This window comes from Nocardia sp. NPDC088792 (genome assembly GCF_044750615.1).
In the GTDB taxonomy this organism is placed as follows: Bacteria; Actinomycetota; Actinomycetes; order Mycobacteriales; family Mycobacteriaceae; genus Nocardia.
In genome coordinates this window covers 114,935-130,423 of record NZ_JBIVKC010000008.1, presented here as the reverse complement: position 1 = coordinate 130,423, position 15,489 = coordinate 114,935, and the positions used below count along the sequence as shown (strand labels likewise).

Sequence of the window (15,489 nt, the reverse complement as noted above, 5' to 3'; positions counted from 1 at the left end):
CGGGCGGTCGTGCCTAGATCGCGAGAGGTGGTGCGGCGCTGGCGGGTTCGGCGGGCGGGTGGTACGCCTGCCAGGCGGCGGCGAGCCGGTCGGCGGCCTCGACGAGGAGGCCGGCCGGATGCCGGAAGTGCAGCCGGATGCGGTCCTCGCTGCCGCCCGCGGCGTCCAGCCCACTGCCCGCCAGCACCGCCACGCCGTGCCGCAGCGCGGTCTGCGCGAAGGAGGTGCCGTCCCCGTACGGCAGCCGCACCCACAGGGTCTGGCCGCCGGTCACGGCCGGCACCGACCACTCCGGCAGTCGCGCGGCAAGTGCGGCACGGAGCACGTCGTGACCCGATTTCAGGTGTGCGGCACGGGTTTCGCACTGCGCGTCTATGTCGGGCACGAGACCGGTCGCGGCGATCTGGGCGGGCAGGTTGCCGCCCAGATCGTGCACGGCGCGCAGGCGGGTCACCCGGGCGATGACGGGTGGCGTGGCGCGTATCCAGCCGATGCGCAGCCCGCCCCACGTGTTCTTGCTCAGCGAGCCGATAGAGATGACCGTGGCCCCGAACGCGGCGGCAGTGTGGCCGATGGCGGCGGACGAGGAACCGAGCGACAGGGGCGGGGCCGTTTCGGCGGCCAAGGGTGGCGGGACATCCACGCCGGGGAAGGGGAGGTCGGCGGTGATTTCGTCGGCGATGAGCGGAATGTCCAGGGCGGCGGCGATTTCCGTGATGCGGCGTCGGCGCAGGGCGGAAAGTACGGTGCCGGTGGGGTTCTGGAAGGTGGGAGTGAAGTAGGCCAGCACCGGTCGCCGGGCGTGGGCCGTGGCCTCGAATCCGGGTAGTCCGATGGGTAACGCGGTGAGGATTGCCGCTTCCTCGTGGAAGGCTTCCAATGCGCCTGGATAGGTGGGGGTTTCGACGAGAACGCGGTCACCCGGGCGCACGAAGGCGCGGGCCAGCAGGGACAGCGCCTGTTGGCCGCCGTTGGTGATGAGGATCCGGTCGGCGGTGGTCGGGGCGCCCAGGCGGGTGTAGCGGTCGGCGACGGCCTGCCGGAGGGGCGGGTATCCGGCCGGGTGGTAACCGATTTCAGCGGTCATGGCGGCCATGATGGGCAGGGCCCGGGCGTATGCGTCGACTATCGCCGGTGGCGGGGCTTCGGGCGCGGCGCAGGCGAGGGTGAGGATGTCGTCCTGTGGTTCGAGCAGGTTGAGGAACATGGGTGCGGCGGTGGTGTCCGGGCCGGAGCCCGCGGCGGGTCCGGAGACGCGGGTGCCGCTCCCCTGCCGGCGCGTGATGCGGCCTTCGGCGGCGAGCAGGTCGTAGGCGGCGACCACGGTATTGCGGCCGACGGCAAGTTGTCCGGCGAAGGCCCGGTCGGCGGGGAGGGCGGATCCAGTGGGCAGCTCGCCGTCGTCGATGAGTTGCCGTAGCCGTGCGGCGAGCAGTACGTACAGCGGTCCGCGCCCGGACGACCACCGTCCGAGTCGTTCGGTGACGTCGATTGGCTCCATAACGGGACCAATTCTGCCCGATTGGCCCTGTGCCGGCCAGGCCGGTTGCCGAAGGATTGTCCGCATGAGTGAAGTAGCCGAAACATCCACTGCCACTTCGATTCCCGCTTCGATTCCCGCGACCATCGCCACGCTTCCGGGTCCGTTCCAGCAGCGTGAGCTGGCTCGGGTCAATGAATCGGTGGTGCGGGTCGCGATGATCGAGGGCGAGTTCCCGTGGCATCACCACGATGAGGACGAGTTGTTCCTGTGCTGGTCCGGGACCTTCCGTATCGAGCTCGAGGATCGTGCCGCGGTGGTTCTCACATCGGGCGAGCTGTTCACGGTGCCGAGAGGTGTTCGTCACCGTCCGGTGGCCTCGTCCCCTGCTCATATCGTGCTCATCGAGCATCCGGAGACGAAGCAGTACGGGAACTGATCGATGTCGAGGTCCGCTTGTTGCCGGTTCGGTTCCGGATCGAGCCGGTGCTTGTGTAAATTGGATATTAGGTTAGGGTTGCATAAGTTTTGACTGAGGTTGGGAACGATGGAGCGCGCGGTGCCGGAGATTTTGTCCACCGTCGAGCGTCACCGGCTCGTGGACGAGTGGGCGAACGGCGTCGACCTGTACGACGTGCTGTCGGTCGCCGCGCTGATCGAATGCGGTCGGCGGGTGCCCGCACTGCGGACGGCCGTCCGCTGCGGTGGTCACATCCTCACCTATGCCGAGCTGTACGAGCAGCTGGACGGCGGTGTCACCGGTAGTGCGGGCCCGACCCTCGACGATCTGGCCCGGCTACTGACCGATATCGCGCTCGCCGCCGAGACCGGCGCGCTGCTGGTCGAGCTCGGGCCGACGGGTACCGGCCTGGTTCCGGACGCGGTGGCCGCGGCCGCCGACGACCGCCGGGCCGTGGTCGCCGATCAGCGCACCTGCACGGTCGACCGCGCGTTCGGCGCCGCGGATGTGCGACTGCTGGCCACTCAGTGGGATTGCACCGACGCCGCAGTGGAACTGCTCGCAGCGTTGGCCGACGGCGCGACCCTGGTGCTCGCCACCGAAGGTCAGCGCACGCATGCCTCGGCGCTGGCCGGACTCATCGCGAACTGTGCCGCGACCCATGTGGTCGCCGCCGCCGCGACCCTGGCCGAGCTGGCCGAACTGCCTGCCGCACCGGCCTTGCCGAGCGTGCGCCGCTGGGATGTGCTCGGGACGGACTGCCCGCCGGAGCTGGCCGGGCTGCTGCGTGCGCTCGCGCCGGGATCGTGCGCCGGATTCGCCTATGCCACGCCCGAATACGCGGGGGTCGCCGCGCGCGGTCCGCTGGATGGTTCCGGGCGGTTGCGTCCGATTCCGGGTGCGCGCCTGCTGGTGCTGGATTCGGCCCTGCGCCCGGTGGCGCCGGGTCAGCCGGGTGACGTCTATCTGGGTGGCGCGGCGCTGGCCGTCGAACTCACCGATGCGGCCGTGGGTTTCACCGCCGACCCGTTCGTGGCGGACGGTCGTCTGGCCCGTACGGGCCTGCGTGGCCGATGGACGGCCGATGGCTGGCTGATCTTCGATGCTGCGGCAGAGGCTGCCGGGATCGATTACGCCGCGGCCTGACGGACTACGCCGCGGCCTGACCGACGCCGGGCGCGGCGCGCGTCCCAGAAACCGACCGCCAGGTAATCGCTGCTGTAGAGACCGCTTACGCGGTGATCCAAGATCCTCCCCGAGCCCGCCTGCGGAGAACTATTCGGGACCCTGCGGAGAACTATTCGGGGCCAAGGCGTTCCGCCGCACCGCCGGTAACGGGGAATTGTCCCGGCGCCCACATGCAGAGGTTGTGCGGGCGAACTTTGCGCGGATGAACCCCGGAACCCTTCGATCTGCCCTAATTGTGCGTTTTCCAGCGATAGTGTGGAAATCACCCAATGGCCGCCGAGCGCGATGACGCGCCCGGGGTGCCTTCGAATTGGTTCACCGCATGCCGATCGACCGCGTCGGCCCTTCATCATCGCTGCTGGAGTCGTCTCCGCTGCTTCTGCCTGCGCGCCATCCGAGGGCATCAGCCGGCGCGACGATCATCCCGAGCGTTCCTCACACGGAGCGTGGCCTCCTGCGGCACAAACGCTTTCGATCTTCCTCTCACCGGTCCGGCCCGCAAGATTCGGCGCCCGCCCAGCAAGGGCACCGAAGAGTTGTGTCCTCGGAAGGAGGGGCTGTCATGAGCGCGGAATCCGTGCCCAGCCCGACGTCTGCATTTTCATTCTCCTCGGCGGAGAGCGAGCGGTTGCACATTGCGATGGTGGTACCACCGTATTTCGACATTCCCCCCAAGGCGTACGGCGGTGTGGAGGCCGTGGTCGCGGATCTGGTGGACGCCCTGGTGGAGCGGGGTCACGAGGTCACGCTGCTCGGCGCGGGCGAGAACGGCACCAAGGGGAATCTGATCCCGCTGTGGGATCGCGTGCAGGCCGAGCGGCTGGGTGATCCGTTCCCGGAGGTGGTGCACGCCTTGAAGGTGCGGCGCGTATTGGAGCGGCTGGCGGTGGGCGGCAACCTGGATGTGGTGCACGATCACACCTTCGCGGGTGCGCTGAATCTGCCCGTCTACCGCGAGCTGGGACTGCCGACGGTGGTGACCGTGCACGGCCCGGTGAACGGCGATCCGTACATCTACTACAGCGAACTCGGCGAGGACGCGCATCTGGTGGCCATCAGCGATCGGCAGCGGGCGCTGGCCCCGGACCTGAATTGGGCCGGGCGCGTGCACAATGCGTTGCGGGTCGAGGATTGGCCCTTCCAGGCGGAGAAGCAGGACTACGCTCTCTTCCTGGGCCGGTTCACCGCGGACAAGGCCCCCCACCTGGCCTTGCAGGCCGCGCATGCGGCCGGTCTGCCCTTGGTGCTGGCGGGTAAATGCGCGGAGCCGCCCGAGGTGGCGTATTTCGACAGTGCGGTCCGGCCGTTGCTCACCGAACGCGACACCATGTTCGGAATGGCCGATGCCGCGGCCAAGCGCAAGTTGCTCGCCGGAGCGCGCTGCCTGCTGTTCCCGGTGTGCTGGGAGGAACCGTTCGGCATGGTCATGATCGAGGCGATGGTGTGCGGAACGCCGGTGGTGGCGTTGCGCGGCGGGGCCGTGTCCGAGGTGATCGTGGACGGCGTCACCGGTCGTATCTGCGATCATCCGGACGAATTGCCCGCTGCCATCGAGGAAGTGCGCTCGTATGATCCGGCCGCGATGCGCGCGCATGTGGTCGCGAATTTCGGCGCGGACACGCTGGGACGCGGCTACGAGGAGATCTATCGCCGGGTGGCGAGCACGCGGCGCCCGCGCCGCGGCGGTCGCATCACCATCCACACCTGGGCGTCCGCTCCGGCCCACCAGTCGGCGCCGGCGCCGAATCGGGTGGTGCGCACGCGGCCCGCGCGGGTCACCGCGCCCACGCCCATCACCCGTTCCGGCGGCCGTCGCCGGCCGCCCGCGGGGCCGGTGCCGGGCGCGGTATCCGATCCAGCCCTCTTGACCGGGATGGGTCCGACGCCGGGCCGTAAAACGGTGGCGGACAACGTCGTTCCGGACACGAAAGTCATAGAGGAAGGGACCGAATGATCGATGAGACTCCGTCGGCTCTGAACACCGGCGAACCGTTGAACCTGGGCGCGTCGGGTGGTGCGGTCACGCTGGTTGAAGGCAGCACGTTCTGCCTGTCGGACCGGCTCGGCGATATCGAGCAGGGGACGCCGTACGGGCTGTTCTACCGGGATGCCCGGGTGCTGTCGCGGTGGGAGCTGCGACTGGACGGACAACGGCCGGAGCCGTTGTCGGTATTGAGTCCGGAGGCCTTCATCGCCCGGTTCATATTGCGCCGGCCTCCACGGGCCGGCGCAGCAGACAGCACAGTGCTCATCGTGCGGGAACGACTGGTGGCGGACGGACTACGGGAGACCGTCACGGTCGAGAATCTGGGCCGCGAAACCACGGCCGTGGACCTGCAATTGCATGTGGACGCGGATTTCGCGGACCTCTTCGCGGTGAAGGAGGGCCGCAGCGGTAACGGTCGCGCCGAGGTCGTGGTGGCGGATGTGGAGCTGCTGCTCAACGATCGTTCCGATCGCACCCGGGGTTTGGCGGTGTCCTCCTCGGAAACGCCTGCGGTGCTGCCGGGTTCGCTGTCCTGGCGGGTGGTGGTCCCGGCCGGCGGTAGGTGGCAGACCGAGATCGTGGCCCAGCCGAGCATGGGCACGCAGCCCATTCATTCGCTCGGACGGCCGGGTGAGCAATACGAATTCAGTGAGCCGAGCCGCAAGATCGCCGCCTGGCGGGATACCGCCACCAAGATCACCGCCGGCAATCTGCAGCTGGCGGGGGTGCTGGAGCGGACCGAAAGTGATCTGGGCGCCTTGCAGATTCACGACGACAATCGCGGCGGCCGCCCGTTCGTGGCCGCGGGCGCGCCCTGGTTCATGACGCTGTTCGGCCGGGACTCGCTACTAACAGCGTGGATGGCGCTGCCGCTGGATGTGGGGCTCGCGGTGGGCACCATGCAGCAGCTGGCGGAGATGCAGGGGCAGCGGGTGAATCCGATGACCGAGGAGGAACCGGGCCGGATCATGCACGAGATGCGGCGCGGCCCGGCCAGCGGCGCGGTACTGGGCGGTGAGACGTATTACGGAACCGTGGACGCCACACCGCTTTTCGTCATGCTGCTGGCGCAGGCGCGGCGCTGGGGCGCGGACGCCGACGCGGTGCACGCGCTGCTGCCTGCCGCGGACGCGGCACTGGCGTGGATCGCGGATTACGGTGACCGCGATGGCGACGGGTTCGTGGAGTACCGGCGGGCCACCGATCGAGGTCTGATCAATCAGGGCTGGAAGGACAGTTTCGACGGCATCAACGATGCGGCGGGGCGGCTGCCGGAGGCGCCGATCGCCCTGTGCGAGGTGCAGGGGTATGTGTTCGCGGCCCTGCAGGCGCGGGCCGAGCTGGCGGAGGAGTTCGGCGACGGCGCCACCGCCGGGTATCTGCGGGATCGTGCGGCAGAGTTGCGAACCAAGTTCGCGGAGGCGTTCTGGTTGCCCGAAAAGGGTTGGTTCGCGGTCGCTCTGGACGGCAACAAACGCCGGCTGGACGCGTTGACCAGCAATATCGGGCACTGTCTGTGGTCGGGCATCGTCACCGACGAGCATGCGGCGACGGTCATCGCACGGCTGTCGTCGGCGGATATGGACACCGGATTCGGTTTGCGCACACTGGCTTCCAGCATGGGCGCCTACAACCCGATGAGCTACCACAATGGTTCGGTGTGGCCGCACGATACCGCCATCGCGGTGGCCGGACTGCTGCGGTATCGCCATATTCCGGGCGCGATCGAGCTGGCCACCCGGCTGGCGGACGGCCTGCTCGACGCGGCGGTGGCCTTCGGCGGCCGGTTGCCCGAATTGTTCTGCGGTTTCCCGCGAACCAGGTTCTCGGCGCCGGTGCCGTACCCGACCTCGTGTTCCCCGCAGGCGTGGGCGAGTGCGGCGCCGCTGCTGCTGGTGCGGTCCTTCCTGGGGCTGGATCCGGATGTGCCGCGGCGCACGCTGACCGTGCTGCCGCATCTGCCGGTGCGGTGGGGGCGGATGGAGCTCACCGATCTGCGGCTGGGCGGCGCGGTCATCGACCTTGCGGTGGAGGGTGATCGGGTGACCGCCTCCAATCTGCCCGACGATTGGCGGCTGATCACCCACTGAGTGGTGCGGTTACCGGGTCAGCTCTCCGCGGCGGCCCGGTAGCCGCGCACGGCCAGCGCGCCGAAACCGGCGGCCAAGCCCAGCGACCAGGCGAGGGTCTGCAGAAGCGGGGTGGCGAGGGAGCCGCCCTCGATGAATCCGCGCATGGCTTCGATGGCGCAGCTCATCGGTTGCGCGCGGACCACGGGCTGCAGCCAGTCCGGATAGTTCTGCACGGGCACGAATCCCGAATTGAAGAACATGCCGATCAGCACGAAGATCGAGAACAGCTGCACCACCTTGTCGCCGATGCTGCTCACGCCCACCAGGATCACCAGCGGCGTGAAGCCCGCGATCACCAGCACCGGGACGGCGAGCGCGCCGAAGAATCCGGGCCAGCCCTGCTCGAAACGCAGGCCGAGCACCAGGCCGAGCAGGATCACCACGAGCGAAACCACCGCCGCGCGCACGCATTCCGCGAGCAGCCGGCCGAGCATTCCGGCCGAACGGTGGATGGGCAGCACCCAGAAGCGGCGCAACAGACCGCTCTGTCGTTCGCCGTACAAGGACAGGCCGGTGCCCATGGCGCCGTACATGGCGCCGGCGATGGCGATCATGGGCACGAAGCCGTAGATCGGTTTCGCGCCGGACGAGATGCCGAGCGAGCGATCCAGCACCAGATCGAACATGAGCAGCAACAGGACCGGCAGCACCAGCGTGCTGGTCATCACCTCCTGCTGCCGCGACCAGCGGCGCAGCAGGCGACCGGTTTCGACCAGGGCCTGGCCGATCAGGGAGCCGCGAGCGTGCGGAATCGGCTCCGCCGCCGCGATTTCCGGCATGCGACCGCCGGCGAGCGATGCGGCCGCGACGCCGGCCCCTGGGTCGTCGCCGGGATGGCGTGCGTTGTCCGTGGTCATGCCCGTCGTCCTTCCGCTCGAATCGCCAGCACCGCACCCACCGAGAGCAGGGCGGCGATCCACAGTGCGGCCACGCCCAGGGAGCTGGTGTAGTTGCCGTCGGCCAGTCCGCGCAGCGCGGCCGACACCTGCGAGATGGGCTGATTTCGCGCCCACGGCTGGATCCAGCCCGGGAAACCCTGGGCCGGCACGAATCCCGTGGAGGTCATGACCAGCAGTAGCTGCGGCACGAACAGCACGGTCGCGCCGAGCTCCGGATTACGGGTGGCGGTGCCGAGCGCGTCGGCGAGAATCACCACGGCCGCACCGAAAGCCAGCGCCACCAGCACGAAAACAATTGCGGTGACCGGATCGTGGAAGCGGAACCCGAACAGGCTCCCCACGATCAGCGCACCGGCCAGCGCCGCACAGCCGCGCACCAGATTGGCCGACATGCGCGCCGCCACCGGCACCCACGACCGCACCGGCAGTGAGCGCAAGCGCGTGGCCATGCCCCCGGCCTGCTCCCGCCCGGCGCGGTCACCGGCGAACATGGCCGTGAAGAACATGGCGTACACCGCGATCAGCGGCAGCAGATACTGCGCGAAGTCCACCCCGGCCGCCGACATGGACTTGCGCAGCGGCACGTAGAAGCAGATGTAGAACGCGATGGGCGCGCAGACGGCCAGCACCACATCGCCCTCCCGGAAGGCGGCGCGAATCCCGCGCTCGCTCAGCGCCGTCCACTGCATTCCGGCCGGAACGCGGACGGGGGCCTCCTGGTTCACGAAACCACCTCCGCCGGAGCGAGGACGATGCGCGCACGGGCTACCGCCACCGGGGTGCCGGACACGGTGGCGGTCCGCGCGGGCCGGGTGCCGGAATGACCTGCGGCTCCGGCGGTGCCGCTACGGCGGGCCCGGTGCGACCCGGCCGGAACTTGCTTCGGACGCCGCGGTTTCATGCCGTCGCCTCCGTCACGGCGGGCTTGGTGAGTTCGATGAAGACCTCGTCGAGGGAGGGACGGCGGAGGGCTATATCGATGAGTTCGATGTTGTGGGTGGTGATGCGCTGCAAGGCTTCGGTGAGGGTGGCGGCGCCGTCGGCGGCGGGGAGGGCGACGCGGTCGGCGGATTCGGGGACGGTGACTGCGCCGAGACCGGAGAGAGCGGTGACCAGGCGGGGGATGTCGGCGGCGTCGACCGGGACGACCTCGCAGTAGCTGGAGCCGGAGCGGGCCTTGAGCTGGTCGGCGGTGCCTTCGGCGATGACGGTGCCCTTGTCGACGACGATGATGTTGTCGCTCAGGGCATCCGCTTCCTCGAGGTATTGGGTGGTGAGGAGGACGGTGACGCCCTGCTGTTTGAGTTCGCGGACCAGGGCCCACAAACGCTGGCGGCTCACCGGGTCGAGGCCGGTGGTGGGTTCGTCGAGGAAGACGACGCGGGGTGCGCGCACCAGGCCGCAGGCGATGTCGATGCGCCGGCGCATGCCGCCGGAGTATTGGCCGACGCGGCGGTCGGCGGCGTCGGTGAGGGAGAAGCGTTCCAGCAGTTCGTCGGCGCGCTGTCTGGCGGCCTTGCGATGCAGGCCCATGAGGCGGCCGAAGAGCACCAGGTTCTCGCGGCCGGTCAGTACTTCGTCGAGGGCGGCGTATTGGCCGGTGAGCATGATGGAGGCGCGGACCTCGTCGGGTTGGCGGACCACGTCGTAGCCGGCCACCAGGGCGCGGCCCGCATCGGGCCGGACCAGGGTGGACAGCACCGAGACGGTGGTGGTCTTGCCGGCGCCGTTGGGTCCGAGCACGCCCAGCACACTGCCCGCCGGGGCGGTGAAGCTGATGCCGCGCAGGGCCTTCACCTCGCCGAAGGACTTCTCCACGGACTCGACGATGATCGCGTCATCCGGCCGCGGTGTGGTTTCTGTGGTCATGATTCAGGTACTCCCCCTGCGTCGTTGGTATTTCGGGTCAGCCGAGCAGTGATACGACGTCGTCGAGTGAGGCGCCGCCGAGGATGGCGGTGACGGGCAGATCGCGTTGCAGGTCGGCTTCTATGCGCTTGCGCAGGTCCAGGGCTTGGAGCGAATCCAGGCCGAGGGCCACCAAAGGCATGGAGCCGTCGATGGTTTCGCCGGCATCGAGGCCCATGACGAAGCGGAGCGCGTCCCGGACCTGTTCGGCGACATCGGCGATCGGGGGCGCGGGCGCCACTCCGACCGGAGCCGGGGCGCTCTCGGCGGCCGGACCGGGGACGGTCGCGGCGGCCGAACCCGCGGCGGCCGCAGCGTCCGGACGCAAGACGGTCGTACCCGCCGGACCTCCGGCGATGGGCGCGGGCGCCGGTTCGTCGGGTAGTTCGGCGAAGAGCCGGTCCTGCCCGAAGATCGCGAACAGCGAACGCAGCGTGGACCATTCGGCGGCCACCACGACGCGGTTGCCCGTGGCGGCGAAGCCGGTGGCGACGGCGCCGGCCGGATCCATGGGCAGTAGTCCGGTGCCGCTGATGCGGGCCAGCGCCTCGGCATGGTCCGCGCCGACTGCCCGCCACAGTCCCCACTGCACCGAGGTCGCCTCGATGCCGTTGTGCCGGTATCGGATTGCGGCGGCGTCCAGCATGCGGTTGACGGCGGCGTAGACAGCGTGGCCGCGTCCGCCGATGGTGGCCGACAGCGAGGAGCACGCCAGCACCCGGGCGCCCGGAGCCAGTGGCAGCAGGCGGACCAGACGGTCGAAGGCGACCAGTTTGGATTCGGCTGCCGCGAAGACGGTTTCGGGCGTGAGCTCGGCGGCCGCGGCGTCGTAGTCGACGGCCGCGTGCACGAGCAGGGTGGCGGGCGCGCGCAACTCCCCTGCCAGCGCGGCGACCGCGCTCTCGTCGGTGACGTCGCAGCGGCGGATATCGATGATGAGACCCGGTCGCTCCAGTTCACGCACGCGCGCGAGGGCATCTCCCGATCCGCCGGATCGGCTGATCAGCGTGATCCGGCGGGCCCCGCCGTGCGCGAACTCGGCGGTGAAGTCCAGACCGAGTTTGCCGGTGCCGCCAATGATCACGACCTCGGCGAGATCGTCGGCGGTGAGCGGCCGGTCATCACCGGTCTCGTCGACGACGAGGCGTTTGGCGTAGAGCTTGCCTTCGCGAGCGGCGAGTTCCGGCTCACCGGCGGTATGCAGGGCACCGACCAGCGCCTTGGCAGAGTCCAGAAGCGCCTGTCCGGCTTGCAGATCCACGTGCCGGAAGCGGGTACCGAGATGCTCGGGAGCGAAGCAGCGGAACGCAGCCTGAGCGGCGGCATGCACAAGATCCGGGACTTCGGCATCGAACACCGCCTCGCCCCCGACGGTCACCAGCCACGCATCGCGCACTCCGGCCAGGTCCGGCAGCCAGCCGCGATCCCCGACGAAGTCCGCGGATTCCGCCACGGCCGTGCCGATCCCGGCATCCGATGCGGACGGCAGCAGAATGACCGCGGTATCGAAGGACGCCCCGCTGTCCGCACCGACGACCACCGCGCCGTGCCGCCCGGCGGCCTGTTCGACCGCCGCGGCGAGTTCACCGCACTGCCCGGTGTGGTCCAGCACCGCAAGCGTGCGCGGCGGCACCAGCTTCCGCCGGTCCAGCCGCACCCACCGCTCGGCCAGCCGCTGCGGCACGACCGTTGCGGCGGTCACGCTGCCCGCGGGGCCAGCGCCGCGCGCGCCCGAACCCGCGGCGGCAGCGGCAATTCCGGCGGCGCTAGCGCCCACAGCACCGTTCACCATGCCGGACCGGGATCCCCCGACACCAGCAATTCCGGCTGAGGAGGGGCCGTCGGCCGCCGCGTCGTTCACCGCACCGGAGAGATGTCCTGCGGCGTTCATATCTGCGGTGCCGGGCATTCCGGTGCTGCCGACCGCTGTGGGGGCCGAGTGGTAGTTGAAGGGGGCCCAGAGCTTCTTGGGAGTCGTCTGGGTGTTGGGGAAGTCCAGCAGGGGCAGGCGGACCGGGCCACTGTCGTCGCGCAACGCGGTCCAGCTGAAAGAGGTGTCCAGGACTGCGATCTGGGCGAGGTTGCGGGTGAATTCGCGGAGGTCTTCGGCGGTGCGGCGGGAGGTGCCGATGGTGTGGAAGTCGCGTCGGGGGGTGACGCCGGCGAGGGTTTCCTGGAGGGCGAGCATGAGGGCCGGGTGGTCGGCGATCTCGAGGAAGATGTCGATGCCGCGGGCGGCTGCGCCGGCTACGGCGAGGTCGAAGCGGACACGGTTGCGGAGGTTCCAGTACCAGTATTCGGCGGCGGGGAGGTCGGGGGTGACCGGGCCGCCGAGAGTGGCGCCGAGGCACGGGATCTCGGTGTCTTCGAAGACCGGATTGTCGAGGGTGTCCTTCAGGGTGCCTTCGAGCGCGCCGCGGAAAGTGGAGACGAAGGAGGTGTGCGCGGGGTATTCGACGCGGATTTCCTTGGCGAACTTGCCCTGTGCGGTGAGGGTGGCGACCAGTTCGGAGACGGCGGGGCGTTCGCCCGAGACGGCCAGTACGTGTGCGGAGTTGACCACCGCGAGTTCGGCCCAGCCGGAGTTGCGGGCCAGCAGGGCCTCGCATTCGTCGCGGTCGACGCCGACCACGGCCATGGCCCAGCGGCCGGACCAGTCGTTATCGCGTTCCAGCGAGCCGACCAGGTTGGCGCGCAGGGTGACCACGCGGATGCCGTCGGCGAGGGAGATGATGCCGGAGACCACGGCGGCGGCGATCTCGCCCTGACTGTGGCCGACCGTCACGGCCGGTTCGACGCCGACGGCCCGCCACATGGCGGCCAGACCCAGCATCTGCATGAACAGTGCGGGCTGCACGATCTCGACGCCTTCGTCGGTTTCGCCGTCCTCGTGCAGGAGGTAGGTGAGCGGCGAGATGTCGTGCAGTTCCCGGAATTTCGCGTCGCATTCCTCGACGGCGGCGCGGAAGACCGGCGAGTGCCGGTAGTACAGCAGTCCCATGCCGGGTCGCTGGCTGCCCTGGCCGGGGAACACGTAGGCCACGCGCCTGGCGACGGCCGCGGTCTCCCCCACCACGACGGCCGGGTGCGGGCGTCCGGCGGCGATGGCCTTTAAAGCATCGACCAGCTGGTCACGCTCGCGCACCATGGCCAACGCCCGCTGCCGGCGTGCGCCGCGGGTGCGCAGCAGCATGTCGGCGACTTCGCCGGGGGTGACGTGCGGCCGCTGTTCGAGGTAGGCGGCCAGGGCGGCGGCTTCCCGGCGCAGCGCGTCGGGGCTGTCGGCGGACAGCGGGATCGGGATGCTGCCGTCGGGAAGTCGGTAGTCAGGCATGGATCTCCCTTTCGAGCACGGCCTCGTCCGGCGCGGGCATGGCGAGCACGGCGTGCGCATTCGTGCCGCTGACGCCGAAGGACGACACGGCGGCGTAGCGGACGCCGTCGCGCGGCGCCCAGTCGCGCAGTTCGGTGGCGAGCCGCAGGCCGGAGGCGTCCCAGTCGACCCGGGTGGTGGGGTGGTCCGCGTGGCGGGTGGGCGGGATCTGCCCGTGCAGGCCGCTGAGCAGCACCTTGATCAGGCCGAGCAGTCCGGCGGCGGCCTGCGCGTGGCCCAGGTTGGATTTGACCGAGCCGAGCAGCGGGCCGGTGCCGTCGGCGCGGGGTGCGCCGTAAACATGTTGCAGGGCAGCGAGTTCCAGCGGATCACCGACGGCGGTGCCGGTGCCGTGGCCCTCGATCAGGTCGACCAGTTCGGGGGCGATACCGGCGGCGGCGATGGTGGCGCGGATGAGTCGCTCCTGCGCTTCGGTGCTGGGCACCGCGATGGGCGCGCCCTTGCCATTGTGGTTGATGCGGGAGCCGAGCAGGCGCGCGTAGATGCGATGTCCGAGGCGGCGGGCCCGCGATTCCCGTTCCAGCACCACGATTCCCACGCCTTCACCCCAGAGGGTGCCCTGAGCGTCTTCGGAGTAGGGCTTGCACTGCCCGTCCGCGGACAGTGCGTTGTTCTTGGAGAATTCGAAGAACGCACCGGGCGAGCCCATGACGCAGGCCGCACCGGCCAGCGCCCATTCGCATTCATCGTTGCGAATGGCGGAGGCCGCCAGGTGCACGGCCGCCAGCGAGGACGCGCAGGCCACGTCGACGACCACCGAGGGCCCGTTCAGCCCGAGGCAGTTGGAGATGCGCCCGGCCACCGCACCGAGGGCGGAGCCGCTCGCCCGGTATCCGGTGTACTCGTTGACGTCCGCGCCGTGCGGGCCGTATTCGGTGCTGGAAGCGCCCATATAGCAGCCGATCTCGTCAGCGCCGAGGTCGGACGGGTCGAGGCCGGTATTCTCCAGGGCCCGCCAGGCCACGCGCAGCGCGACGCGCTGCTGCGGGTCCATGGCGACGGCTTCGCGCGGGGTGATGCCGAAGAACTGCGGGTCGAAATCGGCTGCGCCGTCGAGGAATCCGCCGGAGTCACGGACCGCGCCCCAGCCCTCGGTCTCGGCCAGCGACAGCAGTCGCTCCAGCGGCCAGCCGCGGTCGCGCGGGAAGGGCCCGAGCAGGTCGCGGGATTCGGCGAGCGCCGTCCAATAGCCGGCGAGGGTGTCGACGCCGCCGGGGGCCTCCACGGCCATGCCGACGATGACGATGGGGTCGTCGTGGTTGTCGCTCATCGGTTCGCCGGCTCCCGGATCGGTTCCGCCGTCAGGGTTTCCGCGATGGCGTCGACATTGTCGTGCAGGTAGAAGTGGCCGCCGTCGAACATGGTGACCTGGAGTTCGTGCGGGGTGTGCTGCTGCCAGCCGTAGAGATCACCGAAGGTGACGAACTCGTCGTCGCTGCCGCCCATGGCGTGCAGGGGCACATCGAGGAGTACGTCCTTCGGGCAGGTGTAGGCGTCGAAGGCGGCATAGTCGGCCTTCAACGCGGGCAGTGCCATGCGCATGAGTTCCCGGTTGGCGAGCACGTCCGCGCCGGTGCCCTGCAGGCCGCCGACGTGATCGAGGAGCTGTTCGTCCTCGGTCGGATGCGGCGGCATATCGGCCACACGCCACGGGGCGACCGCACCGGAGACCGCGAGCAGGCGCACGGGAATGCCCGCATCCAGTGCCAGCCGGGCGAATTCGAAGGCCACCACCGAACCCATGGAGTGCCCGAATACGGTGATCGGCACGCCACTGTTCTGCGGAGAACGCACGAATTCCGCGAACGCTCCGGCCGCGATGTCCGGGACGCTGCGCAGGGCTTCCTCGCGGGCGCGGTCCTGCCGGCCCGGGTACTGGAAGATCGAGACGTCGAAGTCCTCGCTGAGCGCCTTGGAGAAGGGCCGGTAGGTGGAGGCGCCGCCGCCCGCGTGCGGGCAGATCAGCAGCGGCGGGTTGGCGGCCGCGCGGGGGCGATGGAATTTGCGGATCCATCCGAGGGTGTTGCTCATGGTCGTTCGC

11 protein-coding genes and 1 pseudogene are annotated in these 15,489 nt (G+C 69.8%); 4 read left to right on the top strand and 8 right to left on the bottom strand.

Translation table 11 applies throughout. The annotated features are described in order from the left end of the window. Positions 1–13: 13 nt before the first annotated feature. Positions 14–1,501: a PLP-dependent aminotransferase family protein gene (locus ACIP5Y_RS42975; protein WP_400359188.1), complete on the bottom strand. Its 1,488-nt coding sequence runs from the start codon at positions 1,499–1,501 to the stop codon at positions 14–16. A gap of 64 nt (positions 1,502–1,565) precedes the next feature. Here ACIP5Y_RS42975 and ACIP5Y_RS42970 point away from each other — a divergent pair, with 64 nt between their 5' ends. The 4 genes and pseudogenes from ACIP5Y_RS42970 to ACIP5Y_RS42955 all read left to right on the top strand — a co-directional run bounded on the left by ACIP5Y_RS42970 (position 1,566) and on the right by ACIP5Y_RS42955 (position 7,205). After that, positions 1,566–1,919, top strand: a complete 354-nt coding sequence (locus ACIP5Y_RS42970; protein WP_400359186.1) for a cupin domain-containing protein — start codon at positions 1,566–1,568, stop codon at positions 1,917–1,919. 120 nt (positions 1,920–2,039) lie between these two features. After that, on the top strand, positions 2,040–3,086 hold the full coding sequence (locus ACIP5Y_RS42965; protein WP_400359185.1) for an AMP-binding protein: 1,047 nt from the start codon (positions 2,040–2,042) through the stop codon (positions 3,084–3,086). A gap of 682 nt (positions 3,087–3,768) precedes the next feature. Next, a pseudogene (locus tag ACIP5Y_RS42960) lies at positions 3,769–4,814 on the top strand (glycosyltransferase family 4 protein); the annotation flags it as partial. A gap of 264 nt (positions 4,815–5,078) precedes the next feature. After that, a complete protein-coding gene (locus tag ACIP5Y_RS42955; RefSeq protein WP_400359183.1) occupies positions 5,079–7,205 on the top strand; it encodes a glycogen debranching N-terminal domain-containing protein in 2,127 nt (708 codons plus the stop codon). A gap of 17 nt (positions 7,206–7,222) precedes the next feature. On the opposite strand, the gene ACIP5Y_RS42950 is transcribed toward ACIP5Y_RS42955, so the two are convergent. The 7 genes from ACIP5Y_RS42950 to ACIP5Y_RS42920 are packed head-to-tail and all read right to left on the bottom strand — an operon-like array spanning position 7,223 to position 15,479. Further along, complete coding sequence (locus ACIP5Y_RS42950) at positions 7,223–8,104, bottom strand: ABC transporter permease (RefSeq protein WP_400359181.1); 882 nt, start codon at positions 8,102–8,104, stop codon at positions 7,223–7,225. Beyond that, positions 8,101–8,871 (bottom strand): ABC transporter permease, encoded by a 771-nt coding sequence (locus ACIP5Y_RS42945; RefSeq protein ID WP_400359179.1) that lies wholly within the window; start codon positions 8,869–8,871, stop codon positions 8,101–8,103. Before ACIP5Y_RS42945 ends, ACIP5Y_RS42950 begins: the two co-directional genes overlap by 4 nt. After that, positions 8,868–9,047, bottom strand: a complete 180-nt coding sequence (locus ACIP5Y_RS42940; protein ID WP_400359178.1) for a hypothetical protein — start codon at positions 9,045–9,047, stop codon at positions 8,868–8,870. The genes ACIP5Y_RS42945 and ACIP5Y_RS42940 overlap by 4 nt, the downstream gene beginning before the upstream one ends. Then, positions 9,044–10,015 (bottom strand): ATP-binding cassette domain-containing protein, encoded by a 972-nt coding sequence (locus tag ACIP5Y_RS42935; RefSeq protein WP_400359176.1) that lies wholly within the window; start codon positions 10,013–10,015, stop codon positions 9,044–9,046. The genes ACIP5Y_RS42940 and ACIP5Y_RS42935 overlap by 4 nt, the downstream gene beginning before the upstream one ends. A gap of 37 nt (positions 10,016–10,052) precedes the next feature. Next, complete coding sequence (nbtC, locus tag ACIP5Y_RS42930; RefSeq protein ID WP_400359174.1) at positions 10,053–13,388, bottom strand: nocobactin polyketide synthase NbtC; 3,336 nt, start codon at positions 13,386–13,388, stop codon at positions 10,053–10,055. Then, positions 13,381–14,718, bottom strand: a complete 1,338-nt coding sequence (locus ACIP5Y_RS42925) for a polyketide synthase (protein WP_400359172.1) — start codon at positions 14,716–14,718, stop codon at positions 13,381–13,383. Before ACIP5Y_RS42925 ends, nbtC begins: the two co-directional genes overlap by 8 nt. Next, positions 14,715–15,479: a thioesterase II family protein gene (locus ACIP5Y_RS42920; RefSeq protein ID WP_400359170.1), complete on the bottom strand. Its 765-nt coding sequence runs from the start codon at positions 15,477–15,479 to the stop codon at positions 14,715–14,717. The genes ACIP5Y_RS42925 and ACIP5Y_RS42920 overlap by 4 nt, the downstream gene beginning before the upstream one ends. Positions 15,480–15,489 lie beyond the last annotated feature (10 nt).

Excerpts from the sequence above, each read along its gene's own strand:
- ACIP5Y_RS42950 (WP_400359181.1), bottom strand. The coding sequence starts at position 8,104 with ATGACCACGGACAACGCACGCCATCCCGGCGACGACCCAGGGGCCGGC.
- ACIP5Y_RS42940 (WP_400359178.1), bottom strand. The coding sequence starts at position 9,047 with ATGAAACCGCGGCGTCCGAAGCAAGTTCCGGCCGGGTCGCACCGGGCC.
- ACIP5Y_RS42925 (WP_400359172.1), bottom strand. The coding sequence starts at position 14,718 with ATGAGCGACAACCACGACGACCCCATCGTCATCGTCGGCATGGCCGTG.
- nbtC (WP_400359174.1), bottom strand. The coding sequence starts at position 13,388 with ATGCCTGACTACCGACTTCCCGACGGCAGCATCCCGATCCCGCTGTCC.
- ACIP5Y_RS42970 (WP_400359186.1), top strand. The coding sequence starts at position 1,566 with ATGAGTGAAGTAGCCGAAACATCCACTGCCACTTCGATTCCCGCTTCG.
- ACIP5Y_RS42935 (WP_400359176.1), bottom strand. The coding sequence starts at position 10,015 with ATGACCACAGAAACCACACCGCGGCCGGATGACGCGATCATCGTCGAG.
- ACIP5Y_RS42955 (WP_400359183.1), top strand. The coding sequence starts at position 5,079 with ATGATCGATGAGACTCCGTCGGCTCTGAACACCGGCGAACCGTTGAAC.
- ACIP5Y_RS42920 (WP_400359170.1), bottom strand. The coding sequence starts at position 15,479 with ATGAGCAACACCCTCGGATGGATCCGCAAATTCCATCGCCCCCGCGCG.
- ACIP5Y_RS42975 (WP_400359188.1), bottom strand. The coding sequence starts at position 1,501 with ATGGAGCCAATCGACGTCACCGAACGACTCGGACGGTGGTCGTCCGGG.